The organism is Arcticibacter tournemirensis (genome assembly GCF_006716645.1).
In the GTDB taxonomy this organism is placed as follows: domain Bacteria; phylum Bacteroidota; class Bacteroidia; order Sphingobacteriales; family Sphingobacteriaceae; genus Arcticibacter; species Arcticibacter tournemirensis.
On sequence record NZ_VFPL01000001.1, the window covers coordinates 1722480 to 1742803 of the forward strand.

Below are 20324 nucleotides of genomic sequence, written 5' to 3' on the forward strand. Positions count from 1 at the left end.
CTTTAGCTTAAATGAACTGCTATGAAAAAAATTATCGTACTCTTCCTTTTACCATTGCTAATTATCTCAGCGTGCAAGAAGAGAAACCCTGCCGAGGATCCTGAAATCCCGGGAACAGAAATACCGGCAGGAACGGAGGCGGGACTGATGACTTTCGCTCCTTATTTTCCTTCGGGAGATGAAGCTCTCACAATCACGCTTGATGCCTCTAAAGGCAATGAGGGGCTAAAAGGTATCTCCGGGGATGTCTATATTTATGCTGGTTTGATAACCGACAAGAGTACAGGCCCCGGCGACTGGAAATATGTGAAGAGCAGCTCTTTCAATACTGCTGATCCTGCTTCAAAAATGACTCCTGCCGGCAATAATATTTTCAAGATCACACTCACCCCACGTTCATTTTTCAACGTTCCGCCCAGCGAGAAGATCTTGAAGGTGGTGATGGTTTTCAGGAATACTGATGGAAGCCGGGTCGCCAGAAATAAAGATAACAGCGATATTTATCTGCCGCTTACGGAAGCGGGGAAGCTGGCCGTTCGCTTTATAACTCCCGAGTTTGAGCCATTGTTTACTCCCGAGCCGGCGGTTAAGATACAAATGCTTGGACAAGAGCTAAGCGTGACAGCGGTTTCTTCTAAAGCTGCCGATCTTACTTTAACTCTCAATGGAACCAGCTTTGCTACTGCTGCAAATACTACCTCCATCAGCGGAAAAGTAAGTATAAGCGGTACCGGGTCGCAACTAGTAAAAGTGAGAGCTGCAGATGGAAGTGCAACAGCTGAAGCCTCCTTTACACTTGCTGTGAATGGAACTGTGCAGGAAGCTAACCTTCCTGCAGGCGCCAGGGATGGCGTTACCTTTATAAATGGCGGGCGGTCAGCTATCGTCAGTCTTTATGCACCGGGGAAACAGTTTGCCTATCTGATAGGCGACTTTAATGAATGGAAAGCAGATGCCGCTTACTTTATGAAACGTACGCCCGATGGCAACCGGTGGTGGATCCAGGTAGATAACCTTAATCCGCAAACTGAATATGCATATCAGTTTTGGGTAGACGGAATGTTAAAGGTTGCCGATCCTTATTGCGAAAAGGTGCTCGATCCTCAGAATGATTCTTATATCCCGGCTTCCACGTACCCCGGCCTAAAGGCTTATCCTACTGGAAAGACAACTGGGATCGTGAGCGTAATGCAGGGTACTCCTGCAAGCTATTCGTGGAGAACCACAAACTTTAACAGGCCGCAGAAGAAAGATCTTGTTATTTACGAGTTACATCTCCGTGATTTTCTAAGTTCGGGTAATTACAGTACACTGAAGGATACTTTAAATTATCTTTCGCGTCTGGGGGTAAATGCCATTGAGCTGATGCCTGTAAACGAGTTTGAAGGCAATTCAAGCTGGGGTTACAATACCTCTTTCTACTTCGCTGCTGATAAGTATTATGGAACCAAGGTGGCCCTTCAGGCGTTTATCGATGAGTGTCATACGCGGGGGATCGCTGTAATTCTTGACATGGTGCTGAATCACTCGTTTGGTCAGTCGCCTATGGTGCAGCTCTATTTCGATAATGCAACTGGTAAGCCCTCTGCTAATAGTCCCTGGTTTAATGCCAATCCTACACATCCCTTTAATGTTGGTTACGACTTCAATCACGAGAGTGCAGCGACAAAACATTTCGTAAAGAACGTGATAGAGTTCTGGATGAAAGAGTATAAGGTAGATGGCTTCCGGTTTGATCTTTCAAAGGGTTTTACCCAGAAGAACTCCGGTACATCCGATGCTTCTGTAAACGCCTGGAGCGCCTACGATGGCAGCCGCGTGCAGATATGGAAAGAATATAATACGTTTATAAAATCTATTGACCCTGATTTTTACGTAATTCTGGAACATTTTGCTGCGGATGCGGAGGAGAAAGAACTATCGGATGCGGGGATGCTTTTGTGGAATAACCTCAATTATAATTTCAATGAGGCTACCATGGGGTACGTAGCAAATTCGGATTTCTCGCGGGCGTTTTACGACCGGCATAGTTTTACCCAGCCCTACAATCTCGTTACTTATATGGAGAGCCATGATGAAGAACGTTTAATGTATAAAAATCTTCAGTATGGAAATGTCTCTGGAACATATAGTATAAAAAATCTTAATACAGCTCTGAAGAGACAGCAACTGGCAGCCGCTTTCTTACTTGCAGTACCTGGTCCGAAGATGATCTGGCAATTTGGAGAGCTGGGCTATGATGTGTCTATTGAACAGAACGGGCGGACAGGGGAGAAGCCAATCCACTGGGAGTACAAGAGTAATTCGGGAAGAAAAGAATTATACAGTGTTTATTCTAAACTGATAAAGCTAAAAAAGAGCAATGCAGTGTTTTCAAGCACAAACTTCCAGTACAGCCTGAATTCGGGTGTGAAGTATATTGTACTGAAAAGTCCGACTGCGAATGTATTTGTAGTAGGAAATTTTGATGTGGTCTCTAAGCAGGCAAGTATTGACCTTCCGATAGGGGGAAACTGGTACGACTGCCTTTCAGACCAAACGATTAGTGTTTCAGGTTCGAGTTATTCTTCAACGCTCGCTCCCGGCGAATATCACATTTATAGCAGCACGCCGCTTTATTAAAAGCAAGAAGGGCGTCGTTCAAAAACGACGCTCTTCTTGCTTTTAATAGCTGTTGGCTGTTGGTTATTAGCTATTGGCTTTCACCTTTTAGCATCATCTCGACTCCCTTACAGCTCTTTCCTCAGCCGGGCTACCGGGATATTCATAGCTTCACGGTATTTGGCAACGGTGCGTCGGGCGATGTTATATCCTTTTTCTTTAAGTATTTCTGCTAGTTTCTCATCAGCCAGGGGATGACGCTTATCTTCATTGCCTATACATTCTTCGAGGATCTTCTTCACTTCTTTATTCGATACCTCTTCTCCGCTCTCCGTCTGTATGGCTTCAGAAAAGAAAGATTTCAGCAGGAAGGTGCCAAATTCCGTTTGTACATATTTTGAATTTGCCACCCGTGAAACGGTAGAGATGTCCATCCCGATCTTGTCGGCGATATCCTTCAGGATCATGGGGCGTAGATTTCTTTCGTCGCCGGTAAGGAAGTAATCGTACTGGTAATGCATAATTGCATTCATCGTCTTCAAAAGCGTCTGTTGTCGCTGCTTGATGGCGTCGATAAACCATTTTGCCGAGTCGAGTTTCTGCTTTACGAATTGTACAGCTTCTTTGAGCTTTTTATCTTTCTGTGAAGCCTTATCGTAGTGTTCAAACATTTCCTGGTAAGACCGGCTTACCTTTAGCTCGGGTGCATTCTGCGAATTGAGCGTCAAGATAAGAAAGCCGTCATTGTTTGAGATGTGAAAGTCGGGGATGACCTGAAGCTGTTTTGTGTTTACCTCACTCGAATCGCCCGGCTTAGGATTAAGTTTTAAGATCTCATTTACGATCTCGCGAAGTTCTTCGGAGCTGATATTCAATGCCCGTTCAAGCTTTTCATAATGCTTTCTTGTGAACTCATCAAGATACTGTTCGACAATTTTAATCGCTTTCAGAATAATCGGATTAGTCTGATCTTTCTTTCTGAGCTGAATAAGAAGACATTCCTGTAAATCGCGCGCGCCAATGCCTGCAGGTTCAAAAGACTGTATTACTTTCAGCATCTCCTCCACCTCTTCTTCTTCTGCGAAAATATTCTGCGAAAAAGCAAGGTCGTCTATTAAAGATGTGATAGAACGCCGTAAATATCCATCATCGTCAAGGCTTCCGATCAGTTGTTGTCCTATCTGGAAATCTTTATCAGAAAGCGGGATAAGATCTAATTGTTGCTGGAGATTCTCATAAAAAGAACTTTGCACAGCAATTGGTATTTCTTTACGTTCCTCGTCGTCGTCCCCATTATGATCATATTTGGAGCCATAGTCGTTGAGGTTATCTTCCTGAAGATAGTCGTCTATATTGAACTCATCGGGTTCATCATGACTTTCTTCTTTATCATAATTTGTATCGTCAGGATCTTTATCAGGATATTGTTCAATAGGTTCGTTCAGATTCGTAAGGCTAAGATCTTCAAGCGCTGGATTCTCTTCAAGCTCCTCCTTAATACGGGCATCGAGCGCAACCGTTGGCACCTGCAATAGCTTAATAAACTGTATCTGCTGAGGAGACAGCTTCTGAAGAAGTTTCTGTTGTAAGTTTTGTCTTAGCATAAATATTGTGCCAAAATTACATATTATAATTTATATGGCGTAGAACCCGTTTTTAAACTCTGTAATGTTGTTGTAACAGAATTTAAGAAACTAGGTTTGTTTGGAAGTTAAAAGTTTAAAGTAAGTTGAAAGCTCAAAGTTGAAAGTTGAAAGCTGAGGGGTGATAGATGAAAGCCAAAAGGTCAAAGGTCAAAACTGAAAGCCGAAAGTCGGCTATTGACAGCCGGGAGTTAAGCGTAGGTATAGCGACAATGGGAACGGTGACCTGTTTATGATATCCGAATCTCGTCAAATTCCCGTAGATTCGTATCATGTTTACAGGTATTATCGAAGCTGCGGGTGAAGTAGTTGAACTGCAGAAAGAAGGCGGAAATCTCCATATTACAGTCTGTTCCGCTATTTCAAACGAATTGAAAATTGATCAGTCGGTAGCTCACAACGGTGTCTGCCTTACTGTTGTGGCAATAGGCGATAACACGCATACTGTTACCGCAATAGAGGAAACGCTTTCAAAAACCAATCTCAATACTCTGGTGGCAGGCGACCTTGTGAACCTTGAACGTTGTATGCAGATGAATGGCCGCCTCGACGGCCATATCGTTCAGGGACATGTAGATCAGACTGCTGTTTGTACCAGTGTTAAAGAAATGGATGGAAGCTGGTTCTACACATTCAGCTACGATCCTTCTTACGGCAACATAACTGTCGAGAAAGGCTCAATTACTGTTAACGGAGTTAGCCTGACGGTTGTTAATTCAAATGATGACCACTTTTCGGTTGCCATTATCCCTTACACTCACGAGCATACCAACTTCAAAAATGTGAAGTTGAACGATGTCGTAAATCTTGAATTTGATATCATCGGAAAATACGTAGCTAAATTGTTTCGTAAGTAGCTATTTGGTTATTTCCCTTAGTCGTGTCTCTGCATAAACAATGTAGGGCCTTTGTTTTGCGTTCTGCGACACCGCTGTTTTTAAAAATTTCCTGAAATAGATCGCAGCCTTCTGTTTGTTTTTAAGTGCCTGGTCGTAAAGGTTAGCAATCATATAATAGGTGAACGCATTTTCTTCAAACTGCAGGCTTTTAAGGTAAGAATTCAGAGCGCCTGTGGCCTGTTTAAGTTTTTCCTGCGAATCACCTGCCTCTGTGTAGTAGTTACCTACATTTGGAGAAATAGACGATTGGATAGTCTTTCTGAAATATTTTACGGCGTTGCTGTGATCATTCAGATTCTTATAGCTCTTGGCCGTAAAGTATAGCGAGCTTTCTTTTTCTAAACCTAATTTTTCGATAGACTGAAATGTCTCTATACATTTTTTATATTGTTTGATGTAGTAATATCCCTCACCGAGCCAGTTAATGACGATCATCGATCCGTCGCCTGCTTTTATAAGTTTGGTGCAGAGTTGAACCAGTTCGGTCCAGCTGTCGCGCGAGTAGGCCAGTTTCGCTTTTGTACGGATTAATAACAGATTGGTGGTGTCTGCCTTAATTGCATTGCTTAATACTGTGTCAGCTTTCCCAAACTGTTTCGTTTGAATATATAGATTAGCCAGATCATAAGCGACATCGGCATCGTAACTATTGAGATGGTTGGCGCGACTTAGATAGCCAACCGTGTTACTATCACCCGTAATTTCACCTATCTGCCCCAACTGTTTATAAACGGTAAAGTTGAGCGTGTCGCGGAGCACTAGCTTTTTAAGATAGTATGTAGCTTGATGGTAATTTCCCCTTTTTAGCTGAACATTCGCCAGGTTTGATAGTAGTGTATTATTAAGGGTGTCTTTATCATAAAGTGCAGTATAATTTCTTTCAGCTTCGGCTAAGTTTCCAGCCATGTAATTGCAGTAGGCCAGCCTGGACAGGGCTTTAACATCGCTCACATCATCGTGATACACTGATTTTATAAAGAGTGCAGCCTCTTGATATCTCTGGGTCTGCATCAGATCCAGCAACTTTTCATTATCAAGAGCTCCAGGGGTTTGTGCATTTGTATTAATCGCGAGTACAATCAGCAAAGTAGGAAGGATTATTTTAATCATGGCTAAGGGTTTTGAGGTTAAACAACTAATTTCGTAGTTCTATAACGAGTTTTTTAGTTTAAAAGTATAGGGGTTGTATTTCCGGGCAACCAACTTAATTCTAAAGACGTCTATGGGAGTTCACAAGACGTAAAAATCCACGAATAGGTACTGAGTTTTCTCAGTAGGACGGCCCGATTTAGACGCCAGCCGAATGTCGTGATTGAAAAAATGTTAATAATAGAAGTTTTTCTCCGGTGAATATTTTAAGTATTATATTTTTACGGGATATAATTAACGATATGGTAAAAATTAACTTTTTTATTTAAAATATTTGCAAAATATTGCCACTGCCTTTATCTTTGTATCAACAAGTTCTTTAAACGACAACGTTAATAATGTAGGGTGGTGAAACTGGCAGACACACCTCCTTGTCTCGGTGGCGGAGATTATGGGAAATCCGGAAACGGCCTAACCACTCCTTGAAGGTTCGACTCCTTCCCCTACAGCTCCTTTCATATAATTTAGGTTTATAATTGGTTAGTTTGAGCTCTCGCCCATCGGGAGCTTTATTTTTTTCAAGCCTTTTATTGCTTTATTCAAATATTGTAAATACTATCAAGGCGGGATAACGAAAATTTCCTTCATGTTTTATTTGCTCTGCAGCTGAAGATCATGAATATTAAAACTGCTCAAAATAAAAAAGCCGGATTTCCGGCGACCAGTACAGCTAACTTGGCGGAATAATTGAGACTAAAAAAAAGTGGTCGTTTGTATGCTAATTAAGCCGACACTGTTAAAGGCTTTTAATTAAGGATATATTTTAACAATGGGAAATACGTATGTTTTGTGGGTTTTTGTTGATATATTGATAAGTTTTAATATTTTTATTTAAAATATTTGCAATTTATATATTAAGGCATTATCTTTGTTTCATTAAGTTCTTAAAAAGACAGAATAACAATACTGTAGGATGGTGGAACAGGCAAACACACCTCCTTGTCTCGGTGGCGGAGATTATGGGAATCCGGAAACGGCTAACTACTCCCTGAAGGTTCGACTCCTTCTCCTACAGCTCCTTTCATATAATTTAGGTTTATAATTGGTTAGTTTGAGCTCTCGCCCATCGGGAGCTTATTTTTTTTGACCTCCAGTGTCTTCACATGCTGCGGATTGCGTGAAATAGGCTCCTTGTATGCTTTTTTCCTATGAATATACGGTCGCTATCGTTTAGTTTAAATGGAAGTTTTGTTCTTTTCCGCTCGTGATCTTTGAAGCAAATATGAGTGAAATAATAATGAGTCCGGTAACAATGGAAAGTACAATCTGGAGGCTGGATATCATCGATGCCGCGGCCACCTTTCCATTTGAGTCTTTGATAAGTTCGCCGCCAACTGTCGTCTGAATCCGCGTTAAAAGCACAAGCTGCTTTATTGTAGCTTCGTGGGTCTTTTTTCCTTCCGATTCATACAAGGCGAGGGCGACGTCTTTAGATCCAGTACCGCTTAAATTAATGATCTTTCTTTCGATTTGATTATAGGCGTGTACTTTGTTGCGCAGGTTGTTCAGATATTCCTGCTCTTTATTCACAAGGTATGTTTTCTCAAATCTATTGATCAGTGACTTAATGTTTTTATTGTGTTGGTCAAGCTGTTTTTTTAGTTCGGCAAGCTGTAGATCGTGAGATCTCAGAAACTGTTCTGCTAGAAAGCGTTTACCATATAAATGTTCGGAAAGATAGAAAATATCGGTGGCAGGTATGAGGCGGTCGTTATAAATAGAGGTAACAGAGCGGTTCATATCGGCAACGTTCTTTCTTTCAAGGAAAGTGAAGAATACGATCATTAACATGATGCCGCAGAGCACGGTAGCAGCTTTCAACTTCTGCTGAATAGCGAATGTCCATTTCATAATCTAATCCCCGGCAGACTGGTCGCTGCCATTAAAAAAAAGTTAAACAGAGTATGTTTAAAGCCGGTTAGCAGGCCTTTATATAGTTATAACGATCAGAACCTGTTTGTTATATATAAATATAGGAAAGTTTTTTTGAGTGCGACTTGCTTTTTTTATTCAACCTTCTTTCTTTAAAGAGAGCTCAGTTCACTGACTTGTGTGGGTACCCAGTTCTCACCGTCTCTGGAAAAAGTAACCACATAGGTGTGGGTTACTCCATGGTCATCATCCAGGTCGACGGCTATATCTATTTTCTCATCTGTTATGCTTTCTGCATTCTTCTCCCTGGCGGACGCCTTGCTGATTATTTCTTCGTCGGTATGTGCTCTTTCCATAAGTTTTTATTCCTAATAAACTTTTAAAACCTGTAAAAGTTTACTGTTAAATAAAGTAGTTTTATAGAATGAACGAGTATACTATGGATGAATTTATGAAAATTGCAATTGAGGAAGCGCGAATTGGTCTGGCCGAAGGAGGAATCCCTATTGGATCTGTGTTGGTAAAAGACGGGAGGGTAGTGTCGCGGGGTCATAACAAGCGGGTGCAGGAAGACAATCCCATTCTGCATGGTGAAATGGACTGTCTCAATAATGCAGGGCGTATCGGCAGTTATCGCGATACTGTAATTTATTCGACTTTGATGCCTTGCTTTATGTGCGCCGGTACAATCGTTCAATTTAAGATACCTAAAGTTATTGTAGGTGAATCAAAAACGTTTAATGGCGCCCGTGAATTTATGGAATCGCACGGGGTGGAGGTTATTGATCTCGCCCTTCCGGAGTGTATAAAGATGATGGAAGATTTTATAAACGAAAAACCGCAGCTCTGGAATGAGGATATTATGGAATTGTAGTGTGGGGAATAGTAACGACAGGAAATGCCTGTAAATAATAAAAGGCTTCCTTTTGAAGTCGCCTTTTACTTAATTAACTGTCCCGGTGGTTTTTATTTTATGTTTGGAATCGACAGAAGAGGCACACTGCTTCTGGCCGCCATTGCACATGTTTTACTTTTATGGGTCATTGAGTCCCAGAAACCATATTTCTGAGGCACCATCACAAGCATATCAGCATTGAAATCTTCAATTCCTCTTTCAATACCTTTTATAACACTGCATCCATCCATGTCGTGGTAGGAATGATTAATACCATTAAGGTTGGTTTCGATTTCATTGTGTGTACCAGCTCCAACCAAAACTTCCTCCTGTGCCATCTTTTTTGCTTTTTCGACATGGAGAACCAGCACTTCTGCCTTTAACTCTGAGGCTACTTCATTGAGCATTTTCAGTGTGCTTAAAGCGAATTTGCAGTTATTATCGCAAGCAAACAAGATTTTATGGATTCCTTTAAAGCTTACATTTTTAGGCACAACCAATACAGGATACTTCGCATGACGTATAACGGAAGTAGTTGTGTTTCCGAACAACTTCTGGTCGAACGAGTTTCCACGCATCCCCATAACCACAAGATCTGCTTTGTGTTTTTCAACCTGTTTGTCAAGTTCCTCTTCGACATTCGAAATATTACTGTCCCATTCTGTCTTTATATCATAAAGACAGGAGATCCTGAGTGCTGCATACTCAAGAGACGCCCTGTTTGAAGCCATCATTTTTTCAACACCATCTGCGGGCATTAGCGTATTGGCTGCATGTGCAGGCAACATGAACGAATTGTATAAAACTATTTTAGCGTTAATGCATTTCGCCAGCGAAGCGGCATATTCAAGAGCATTATTGGCGTCCTTAGAAAGGTCTGTTGCTACGATTATAGTTTTCATATCTCTTAGGGTTATATCCTAAAGATAAGGAGAAAGGCGAAGGGAAAAAATGACATAAGTTGCTTAAAAAAGTGATATAGACAGGAATTTTAAAAAAGCCCGGTTTTTGACGCCGGAAGTGCTGATTTGAGTGCCCTTCTTCTTTAGTGCTGATGCTTCCCTTTCCGAAATTGATAATATTTATCTTGTAAATGCTTTTGTGATATTTTAAATTGTTTCTTTTTGTTATTTATTTACATTTGAAAAGTTTCTTTTTGAAGGAAAAGGTATAATCTAATATCTGTTAATTACACTCTTTAGTTATAATGAAGAAGTATTCCCTCCTGATCGCTTTTATGGTGGCGTCCATTATTTTAACGGCACAGGTATCGAACCAGACGAAGCAGATTGTCATAGAGACAAAAAATGTCACTCTGATATATACAGTGAACAGCAATCAGAAAGTCTACCAGAGTTACTTAGGGAAAAGGTTGTTGCCAGATAGTTATGCGCCTGTCAGGCCGGGCTATCACGAAGCTTACGTTCCCTCGGGATTGGATAATTTATTTGAGCCCGCTATTAAACTCACTCATACCGATGGAAATCCTTCTCTCGAATTGAAATACGCGGAAAGCAACAGCCAACAGGAAAGTGAGGCGGTAAAGCACACTGTTATCCGTTTGAAGGATCCCAAATACCCTGTTGAAGTCAATCTGCATTTTAAGGCGTACATGAATGAGGATATCATTAAAACCTGGACCGAGATACGGCATAGTGAAAGTAAGCCGGTTGTGTTGTCTAATTTCGCTTCATCAATGCTGCATTTTGATTCGCCTTCTTATTGGCTTTCGCAATTTCATGGGGTGAATAAAGCGGAGATGAAGATGCAGGAAAGCAGGCTTACCAGTGGTATAAAGATTATTGACAGCAAGCTCGGCACCAGGGCAGATATGTACCAGAGCCCTGTATTCTTTCTATCTCTGAATAAGCTGTCGGACGAGAACAGTGGAGAGCTGATTGCCGGAACCCTTGCCTGGACCGGAAACTTTCAATTCGCATTTGAACTGGATGAGAAGAACTCGCTGAGGGTTATTACGGGGATGAACCCATTTGGTTCGCAATACCAGCTGCAACCTAAACAATCTTTTATTACGCCGGAATTTATCTTTACATACAGCAACGCTGGCAGAGGACAGGCTAGTAGGAACTTTCATAAATGGGCCCGGAACTATGGTGTGCTCGATGGGAACAAGCCCCGGCTTACCTTATTGAATAACTGGGAAGCGACTTTCTTTGATTTTAATCAGTCCAAGCTGGATACGTTAATCAATGATGCTTCGAACCTGGGTGCAGATATGTTCTTGCTGGATGACGGCTGGTTTGGTAATAAGTATCCGCGCGACAACGATAAGGCGGGCTTAGGCGACTGGCAGGAAGATAAAAGGAAGCTGCCGGAAGGAATTGCTCACCTCGTAAAAGAGGCAACAGCGAAAGGGGTGAAATTTGGGATTTGGCTCGAGCCAGAGATGGTGAATCCCAAAAGTGAGCTGTACGAAAAACACCCGGACTGGATATTAAAACTGCCTAACCGTGATGAGCATTATTACAGGACACAGCTTGTGCTTGATATGACGAATCCTAAAGTACAGGAGTTTGTTTATAACCTGGTGGATGGAATGCTTACAAAGAATCCGGCAATAGCTTATATTAAATGGGATTGCAACAGGATGATGACGAATACCTATTCGCCGTATTTAAAAGAAAACCAGTCGCACGTATATATAGAATATGTAATAGGATTATATAATACCTTCGCCCGTATCAGAGGCAAGTACCCTCATCTTCCGATGATGTTATGCTCGGGAGGAGGAGGTCGTACCGATTACGGTGGCCTTAAATATTTTCAGGAATTTTGGCCAAGCGATAATACCGATGGGATGGAGCGGGTCTATATCCAGTGGGGATACTCGTATTTCTTCCCTTCGCTGGCGATTTGCAGTCACGTCACCACAATGGGGACGCAGTCGCTTAAGTTCAGGACAGATGTAGCGATGATGGGCAAACTCGGCTATGATATCCGGGTGAGCGAATTTTCTCCGGCTGAAATGGAATTTAGCAGGCAAGCTATACAAAACTATAAGCGCCTCAGTAACGTAATATGGCAGGGCGATCTCTATCGTTTGGTGTCTCCATATGAAGAAAAAAGGGCGGTGGTAATGTACGTTGACGAAAATAAAAGCAAAGCCGTTTTATTCGCATACACTTTAGAAACAAGAATGCGGGATGTATTTACGGTCGTTCACCTCGAAGGCCTCGATCCAAAAAAGAAATACACGGTCAAAGAGATTAATCTTATGCCGGGGACGAAATCTGCTTTTTACGAGAACGGCAGAGCCTATACGGGTGAATATCTGATGAACGTGGGCATAAATGTGTCTTCCGTGAAGGCACTTACCAGCGCCGTATTCGAGATTACTGCTAACTAATGTCAAGAACCCCGAAACTTGCTCTCTTTATAGACGTATAGAAGGTCTGATAGAGAGAGTTCGCAGTGTAATCTATTTTAGACCGATGTATAAACGTTGCCGGAAGAACGTCAAATTTCTTAAACCGCCTTTCATTCTCGGAGACAATAGTTTCGTATTGTTTTAATTTATATTATTTTTTTGTTTTGTTTTATTATTTTGTAGTTTTGATTTAGTTAAAGAATTGTAATGACTAACCACAACTTAACCAATTGTTAAACTAGTCTTAATATTTCAATTAGCAATATTGCAAACGTTATAAATATTTAATTATTAAATGAGTTTTTCATTGTTCGCACCGGCTAAGCATAAGCCTTTATTACCAGAAAAAGAAATAGACCAAACTTATAAAAAACTTCGGTTACAAGTATTTGCTGGCATATTTTTAGGGTATGCAGGTTATTATCTTGTCAGGAAGAACTTTTCGATGGCTATGCCCGAGCTTATTGAACAAGGTTTTTCCAAAGGCGATCTGGGATTTGCACTTTCGGGGGTTTCAATTGCTTACGGATTAAGTAAGTTTCTTATGGGTAATATATCAGACAGGAGCAACGCCCGGCTTTTCCTTCCTGCAGGCCTTGCATTATCAGCTCTTTGTATGATCATCATGGGCGTATTTCCGTTTGCGACCAGTTCCATTGCCATCATGTTTGTTCTGTTGTTTATTAATGGATGGTTCCAGGGCATGGGCTGGCCTCCCTGCGGAAGAGTTGTGGTACACTGGTTCTCGCAAAAGGAGAGGGGTTTGAAGATGTCGGTATGGAATATTGCCCATAATGTCGGAGGTGGATTGGTGGGGCCTATGGCTATATTAGGCTTGATGATATTCGGCGCCTGGCAAAGTAATTTCTATTTCCCCGGGATTGTTGCGCTTGTTATCGCTGTGATTGCATATGCATTGGTAAGGGATACACCCCAATCCTGCGGCTTGCCACCTATAGAAGTTTATAAAAACGAGAAACCTGCCGATTATCAGCCGTCCCAGGAGCAGGAGCTGAGCGCTAAACGAATTTTTATTGACCACGTGTTCTTTAACCGCGCGCTCTGGTACATTGCCTTTGCGAACATATTTGTATATCTGGTTCGTTATGGTGTACTTGACTGGGCTCCAACGTATTTGAAAGAGGCCAAAGGCTTTTCTCTAAGCGAGTCAGGATGGGCATATTTTGCGTATGAATATGCGGGTATTCCGGGCACCATCATTTGTGGATGGCTTAGTGACAAAGTGTTCAAGGGGCGACGGGCTCCCGCAACCATTATATATATGGTTTTGGTGTTCATTGCTGTACTTGTGTACTGGAAGAATCCTCCGGGACATATTCTGATCGATAATATAGCCCTCATCACGATAGGATTCCTGATCTACGGTCCGGTAATGCTCATCGGTGTTCAGGCGCTGGATCTGGTTCCCAAAAAGGCGGCAGGCACAGCCGCCGGGTTTACAGGACTATTTGGATACCTGGGTGGAGCCGTCTTTGCCAATATTGCCATAGGACATGTCGTAGATAAGTGGGGATGGGACGGCGGCTTTATCGTTTTGAGTTCAGCCTGCCTTCTGGCAATCGTATTTACGGCTTTCACCTGGAAAAGAGAATTAAGTAGTATAAAGCAATAATCAAACTTAAATAATATGTCTCAAAATTTACATCATTTCAAAGGGGGGGGCATTGGTATAAGAGTACTGGTGCTATCTTTTCTGCTTATAACGCTGGTCTCGCTAAGTTATGGCCAGCAACGCAAAAGTATAAGCGGGACAGTAAAAAGTGCGTCAGATGGTTTGCCGGTTATTGGCGCCTCTGTGAAGGTGAAAGGGACTACCCGTGGTACCTCCACCAATGTGAATGGCCAGTATACCATTTCTGTAAGTAATAAAGAAACTCTGGTTTTTACTGCCATTGGATATAAAGCTAAAGAAGTGTTAGTAGGTGCACAAACAGTAGTTAACGTACAATTGGCGGAGGATGCTGTTCAGCTAAAGGAAGCTGTGGTTACAACAGCTTTGGGGATAAAGAGGGAAGTGAAAGCACTTGGTTATTCTGCTACGTCGATACAAGGAGAACAGCTGACAGAGGCACTATCGAACAACTGGACAGATGCTTTGTCGGGTAAAATAGCAGGTGTCAACCTTGTACGATCTAATGCAGGGCCTACTGGCTCTAATAAGATCATTTTAAGAGGAGAAAATAACTTAACAGGAGAAAATGACGCCCTTATCGTGGTTGATGGAGTCGTGATCAACCATGGAAGTGGTCGTACAACGGGCACAGGAAGCGGTGCTTATTTGAGTTCAAATGATAGTCCCGTAGATTATGGAAGTGGTCTCAATGATATTAATCCTGAAGATATTGAAAGTGTAACCGTGCTGAAAGGTCCGGGAGCTTCTGCTCTCTATGGACAGAGAGGAGCAAATGGAGCTATTATCATAACAACGAAATCGGGAAGCAAGTCAAAATCAAAGGGGTTGGGAATTACTTTTAATTCGAATACTTCCATTGAAAGTGTTTCAAGATGGCCTGAATACCAGTACGAATACGGACAAGGAACAGAAGGTAGCGATTATTATTCTTTCGGGACTACTACCGATGGTTCAAGTACAAGGAGTACCAGTTCTGCCTGGGGGCCTAAATTCAACGGGCAGTCGTTTTTTCAGTACGATCCAGTTACTCATACTGGAGCAACCGTCAGAACTCCCTGGGTCGCTTATCCTGATAATAGAAAGGACTATTTTGAAACTGGAAAAACTTTTACGAATAGTGTCAGCTTAAACGGGGGAACAGATAAGACGTCGGTGCGTTTTTCATTTACTAATGTTGATAATAGCTGGATTATTCCCAACACGGGCTACAACAGGAATACAATTGCTCTGTCCGCAAGTACGAAGGTAACCGATAAATTTACTCTTTCAACGAAAATTAATTACACGAGAAAGTGGAGTGACAACCTACCGTCGACGGGATATAATAACCAGTCAATTATGTATTGGAATATTGCCTGGGTACCAAACGGAAATCTTGACTGGTTAACGGATTATTGGCTTCCGGGAAAAGAGAATGTTTCACAAAGTTACCCATATAGTAGTTATCCGGACAATCCATATCTCATAGCCTACGAGATGCTGAATAAGTCTAACAGAAATGGGATGACAGGGAACGTTCAGGCTACTTACAACTTTACCAAAGATTTAAGTCTGATGGTGAGAACGTCTTTAGATTTCTCATATGATCAGAGATCTCAGCAAAGACCGTTTGATACTGAGAATTTTAAAAGGGGAATGTACAGGACTCAGAATATTTATTCTCAGGAAATGAGCAGCGATTTCCTTTTGAAGTATGAAAAGAAAATTAATAAGGATATCGATTTTTCAATTTCTGCGGGTGGGAGTCAGCTAAAGAATAATTATACTAAAGATGAGTTAAGGGCTGACTCTTTACTATATGCAGGCGTTTATAATCTCGGAAATAAAGCAGGAATCTTACAGCCATTACCATATAAGAGCGAGTACGCTATAAATAGCCTTTACGGACTTGCCACTATAAGTTACAAGGATTATCTCTTTGTGGATATTACCGGACGTAACGACTGGAACAGCGTTCTGGCTAATAAATATTCTACAGAAAATACATCGTTTTCCTACCCGTCTTTGAACGTCAGCGGGATCCTTTCACAGATGTTTCGTTTACCGACCTTTATCTCATTCGCAAAGTTAAGGGGTTCTGTTGCAAGTGTCGGAAGTGGAGGACAAACCCCATATTCTACATCTTATACGTACCCTGCTACGAGTACTTTCCCCGGGGGGCAGGAAAATCCGACGACCCTTCCGAATCTTAACTTGAAACCTCTGCGAACTACGAGTTATGAAGTCGGGACGGATTTGCGATTTTTAAAGGATAGAATCGGGTTTGACGTTACCCTTTATAAAAGCGATACAAGAGACCAGATATTGAGTGCTGTAATCGACGCATCTTCGGGTTATAGAAATATGATCGTTAATGCAGGAAATATCCAAAATAAAGGGATCGAAATTCAGGCAAATAGCTCTGTTTTGAAAAAGAAAAATGGGCTTAACTGGAATATAAATGCAACTTTTTCAGCAAATAAAAATACAGTAGTTTCCTTAAATGACACGGTACAAAGCCTGACATTACAGAATGGTCCGGGTAGCAGAGGGGCGGTTATCGCAAAAGTTGGAGGCAGTATAAGCGCGTTATATGGAAGGGGCTATGCTCGTTCAACTGGCGGTCAGATTATCTATTCAGGCGGTTATCCAGTAATTACCGACAGCATGCTTTATATGGGTGATACCAATCCGAAATGGAAAGCAAGTATAGGTAACAGAATTACTTATAAGCAATTCACGTTTAGCTTCCTCGCAGACGCGCAATTCGGAGCTGTAGCTTATTCCTTAACTGCAGCTAACCTCGCAGAACAGGGCAAAACTAAAAACACACTGCCGGGGAGGTATAACGGAATTATCGGAAAGGGAGTAATACAGAACGCAGATGGATCGTACAGTCCTAACAATGTGACCGCAACCGATATTTGGTCGTATTACACGTTGCACTATGGCAAGGACAATGTGGAAGGAACAACTTACTCGACAGACTTTCTTAAATTGAGAGAAGCAAGACTTGATTACAGACTTAGTCCGAAGGCAAGTAAGCGTCTCGGCTTACAAAACGCTTCGATAGGTGTGTATGGCCGTGATTTATTTATGATTACAAAATGGCCAACATTTGATCCTGAATTTGGAACGCTCAATGATGGAGTGATTAATAAAGGATTTGAGTTGGGGCAGTTTCCTTCTACAAGAACCTTTGGAGTGAACTTAGTTATTGGAATTTAAAACACAGACGATGAAAAAATATATTTTATATACACTATTTTTCATATTAACAGTTTCTTCCTTTTCCTGTAAGGACGGGTTCAAGGATTTAAGTATTAATCCCAATACAAGTGAATTTGTTTTACCTCAAGCCCTGCTCGCTCCTGCTTTGGTAGACGTGGTCGCTGCTAACATGAACAGAAGCAGAAGGATCACAAACGAGCTTATGCAGGTCACTGTTGACATGGGCGACTCTGATGGAAAAATTTTCCGGTACGAAATCAGGAAATCGGAAGCCGATTATCTTTGGAATGCCTGGTATACTCAGTTGACAAACTTTAATGATATTTACACGGGCGGTAGAGATAATCTCAGTAATACTTATATGGGAATAGCCCGGATATGTCAGGCATGGATTTTTTCTATGCTTACTGACACTTACGGAGATGTTCCCTATTTTAATGCCAACAAAGGCAGAGAAGGAAATATAACTCCTGCTTTTGACAGACAAAAGGATATCTATGAAGATATTTTTACCAAGTTAGAGGAAGCTAACCAACTGCTTGATGCTGCAGAGAAAGCGAAGGAAACAGTTTTGGCTTCAAGCGATCCAATATACGGCGGGTCTCCTACAAAATGGCGCAGGTTTGGTAATTCGCTCTACCTGAGGTTGCTATTACGTGTTTCAGGAAAGTCGGAAATAGATGCTGTTTCGAAAATTAAAGAAATAGTACAAACAAATTCGGTGAATTATCCGATTATGGCGAGTAATGACGATTCTGCAATATTAAGATGGACAGGAGTGTCTCCTTTGGTAACACCTTTTGTTGATTTAAGGGACGCAGATTGGTATACTCCAAAGTCGGCCTCTTTTTTTGTGGATAATCTTGTGGAATGGGGAGATCCACGCATTTCAAGTTGGGTGACTATGTCCCGCGGTGAATACGTAGGTATTCAAAGTGGCTATCCGGTCGGTGAAGCCCCTGAAGGAAGATCGTCTCTTGTCACCGCATTAAAAAGCAGCCCGCTTCTTGGTAATATCATGAACTATTCTGAACTACAGTTTATTCTTGCAGAAGCAGCGACAAGGGGGTGGATCACTACTCAGACCGCTCAAAGCTTTTATGAGGCAGGTATTACAAGCGGCATTGCCATGTGGGGTGCAACAATGCCCGCGAATTATCTGCAGGGGGCGTCCATTATGTGGGATAACGATTTTTCGCTGGATAGTAAATTGGAATTGATCCACGTTCAGAAGTACTATTCGTTGTTCTTTACTGACTTACAAAGTTGGTTTGAGTACCGTAGGACGGGACATCCAAATTTACCTATAGGTCCGGGCGTTGGAAACAATGGTGCTATGCCATCAAGGATAAGTTATCCAGTATATGTACAGTCAACGAATGGTGAAAATTATAAAGCCGCAGTAGCTTCACAGGGACCGGATGACATCAGCACAAAAGTATGGTGGCAGAAACCTTAATAAGAAGACGAATAATAAAATATAGTTATTATGAAAAAGATATTTAAACTTATTCTCGGGCTTGTAATTGTAGCGATGGGAATGTCGTGTGAGAAGCACGACTTCGCGGAAGGAGAGCTGAGCTCATTCATAAATATACAAAGAGTACGACTATTATACCGAGATGCAGACCTTACTCTGACGCGAGAAAATCTTGACGGAGCCCAGATTACAGCAGGTACAGTTATTTCTGTTTTGGATTCAGGAAACGTGTCGCCGGGCATCGTTGTAATTCAAAGTGAACGGGGTGGTAAAATGCGCGGTATATCATTGGAGTTAGGCAGCGATGCAAGTAACTATCGCGCCGGAGATTCCTTAAGCGTTAATATAATAGGGGGTATTTTGAAAAGGGTGGACGGCACCTTACGGATATCAGGCTTATCTCCTCAGTCAGTCGAAAAAGTAGATGAGAATAAAAATGTAGTAATTAGGACCGCAACCGCAATTAATATTAATTCAAAGCCAGAAGAGTATGAAAGCACTGCTGTTAGAATATACGGGCTAAAGTTTACTCCTGATTTAGGCATTGAAACGATAGGGGGGACTAAAGTATTTAATGATAATTCTGCTGACATGCAAATGCACGTGGAATCGTCGAGCGAACTTTCAAGTTCTCTTCTGCCTAAGACAGCAACTGTTACCGGGATTATCTTTCGTAATTCCGAGGGAGTGATGCAGGTCTGGCCAAGAGTGAAATCAGATTTTATCAGTACCAGTATAATTGTTGATCCGCGTATCCCCTTAGGCAAATTTCCGGTTATTATTACAGGTTTCTTGTCAGATCCTACCGGAACCGATGCTAACTACGAGTATATTCAGTTTATGGCTACACAAGATCTTGATTTTGAGAATACGCCATTTAGCGTAGTAACTTCTAATAATGCCGGTTCGGCAACTCCAACGGGTATGCCTGTTAATGGATGGGCTACTGGAGAGATGAGAACTTATAAGTTTAATCTCACTTCAGGGACTGTGGCAAAAGGTTCATTCTTTTATGTGGGCGGATATAAACAAGTATGGGGCTCTTCTTCTGCAGATATCAGTTCTGCCAAATGGATTGCTAATATCCTTTACGCTTCAACACCTGGAAATGGTTTTGGAACGGTCACTACAAATCTTCTAGCAAATAGCGGAAATGGGGCGGGAATTGCCGTATTTAAGGGTACAGATGTTACTGTTAATTCGGTGCCTGTAGATGTGATATTCTTTGGTGGGGACGGAAATCTATTTTCTGCTGGCCCCCCTGCAGTGGGATACCGAATTACTGACAATGACCTGTATTCAACCATGGAAGGTACCCAGCCTTTCTATAAGCAAGGCACGAATACTAAAAAGTTCTCCTTCCCTGCTGCCACAAATTTTGCCAAGCTCGGAGGTGTTTACAATGTTACTTCTCAGAGTTGGACTACGGCGCGGGTGAAAACAGACGTGCCCCTGGGGAATGGTTCTACAATAACTGTCTTAGAAGCAGGAAATGGCGTTACAAAATTAGAACAGTAATTCGTTGACTTCTTT

At 41.8% G+C, this 20324-nt stretch carries 13 protein-coding genes and 2 tRNA genes; 10 read left to right on the forward strand and 5 right to left on the reverse strand.

All coding sequences use genetic code 11. The features are described from left to right. Positions 1-21 precede the first annotated feature (21 nt). A complete protein-coding gene (locus tag BDE36_RS07355) occupies positions 22-2622 on the forward strand; it encodes a DUF4961 domain-containing protein (RefSeq protein ID WP_141814355.1) in 2601 nt (866 codons plus the stop codon). 107 nt (positions 2623-2729) lie between these two features. Here BDE36_RS07355 and rpoN read toward each other — a convergent pair whose 3' ends face one another. Further along, positions 2730-4205 (reverse strand): RNA polymerase factor sigma-54, encoded by a 1476-nt coding sequence (gene rpoN / locus BDE36_RS07360; RefSeq protein ID WP_128769528.1) that lies wholly within the window; start codon positions 4203-4205, stop codon positions 2730-2732. A 311-nt stretch (positions 4206-4516) separates the two neighbouring features. Between rpoN and BDE36_RS07365 the strand changes: the two genes are divergently transcribed. Further along, a complete protein-coding gene (locus BDE36_RS07365) occupies positions 4517-5101 on the forward strand; it encodes a riboflavin synthase (RefSeq protein ID WP_141814356.1) in 585 nt (194 codons plus the stop codon). Here the strand turns inward: BDE36_RS07365 and BDE36_RS07370 are convergent, their stop codons facing one another. Next, entirely contained in the window at positions 5102-6253 is a 1152-nt protein-coding gene (locus tag BDE36_RS07370) for a tetratricopeptide repeat protein (RefSeq protein ID WP_141814357.1), read from the reverse strand. Between the two features lie 378 nt (positions 6254-6631). On the opposite strand from BDE36_RS07370, the gene BDE36_RS23625 reads away from it, so the two are divergent. Together BDE36_RS23625 and BDE36_RS23630 are read left to right on the forward strand one after the other, a co-directional pair. After that, positions 6632-6741, forward strand: a tRNA-Asp gene (locus BDE36_RS23625). Between the two features lie 458 nt (positions 6742-7199). Further along, positions 7200-7307 (forward strand) — tRNA-Asp (locus BDE36_RS23630). Positions 7308-7462: 155 nt separating this feature from the next. Here the strand turns inward: BDE36_RS23630 and BDE36_RS07375 are convergent. Then, positions 7463-8143 (reverse strand): MCP four helix bundle domain-containing protein, encoded by a 681-nt coding sequence (locus tag BDE36_RS07375; RefSeq protein ID WP_141814358.1) that lies wholly within the window; start codon positions 8141-8143, stop codon positions 7463-7465. Between the two features lie 173 nt (positions 8144-8316). After that, on the reverse strand, positions 8317-8520 hold the full coding sequence (locus tag BDE36_RS07380; protein WP_128769524.1) for a hypothetical protein: 204 nt from the start codon (positions 8518-8520) through the stop codon (positions 8317-8319). 68 nt (positions 8521-8588) lie between these two features. Between BDE36_RS07380 and BDE36_RS07385 the strand changes: the two genes are divergently transcribed. Continuing rightward, positions 8589-9038, forward strand: coding sequence for a nucleoside deaminase (locus BDE36_RS07385; RefSeq protein WP_202616897.1), 450 nt, complete (start codon positions 8589-8591; stop codon positions 9036-9038). A 92-nt stretch (positions 9039-9130) separates the two neighbouring features. Here BDE36_RS07385 and BDE36_RS07390 read toward each other — a convergent pair whose 3' ends face one another. Beyond that, positions 9131-9961: a universal stress protein gene (locus BDE36_RS07390; protein ID WP_128769523.1), complete on the reverse strand. Its 831-nt coding sequence runs from the start codon at positions 9959-9961 to the stop codon at positions 9131-9133. Positions 9962-10266: 305 nt separating this feature from the next. On the opposite strand from BDE36_RS07390, the gene BDE36_RS07395 reads away from it, so the two are divergent. The 5 genes from BDE36_RS07395 to BDE36_RS07415 all read left to right on the forward strand — a co-directional run bounded on the left by BDE36_RS07395 (position 10267) and on the right by BDE36_RS07415 (position 20309). After that, on the forward strand, positions 10267-12426 hold the full coding sequence (locus BDE36_RS07395) for an alpha-galactosidase (protein ID WP_141814359.1): 2160 nt from the start codon (positions 10267-10269) through the stop codon (positions 12424-12426). Positions 12427-12742: 316 nt separating this feature from the next. Then, positions 12743-14080, forward strand: coding sequence for a glycerol-3-phosphate transporter (gene glpT, locus BDE36_RS07400; RefSeq protein ID WP_128769521.1), 1338 nt, complete (start codon positions 12743-12745; stop codon positions 14078-14080). 15 nt (positions 14081-14095) lie between these two features. Continuing rightward, complete coding sequence (locus BDE36_RS07405; RefSeq protein ID WP_141814360.1) at positions 14096-17308, forward strand: SusC/RagA family TonB-linked outer membrane protein; 3213 nt, start codon at positions 14096-14098, stop codon at positions 17306-17308. A gap of 10 nt (positions 17309-17318) precedes the next feature. Beyond that, the gene (locus BDE36_RS07410) at positions 17319-18770 is read left to right on the forward strand and encodes a SusD/RagB family nutrient-binding outer membrane lipoprotein (RefSeq protein ID WP_141814361.1); all 1452 of its coding nucleotides are present in this window, start codon (positions 17319-17321) and stop codon (positions 18768-18770) included. A gap of 30 nt (positions 18771-18800) precedes the next feature. Further along, positions 18801-20309, forward strand: a complete 1509-nt coding sequence (locus BDE36_RS07415) for a DUF5689 domain-containing protein (RefSeq protein WP_141814362.1) — start codon at positions 18801-18803, stop codon at positions 20307-20309. The last annotated feature ends 15 nt before the right edge of the window (positions 20310-20324 follow it).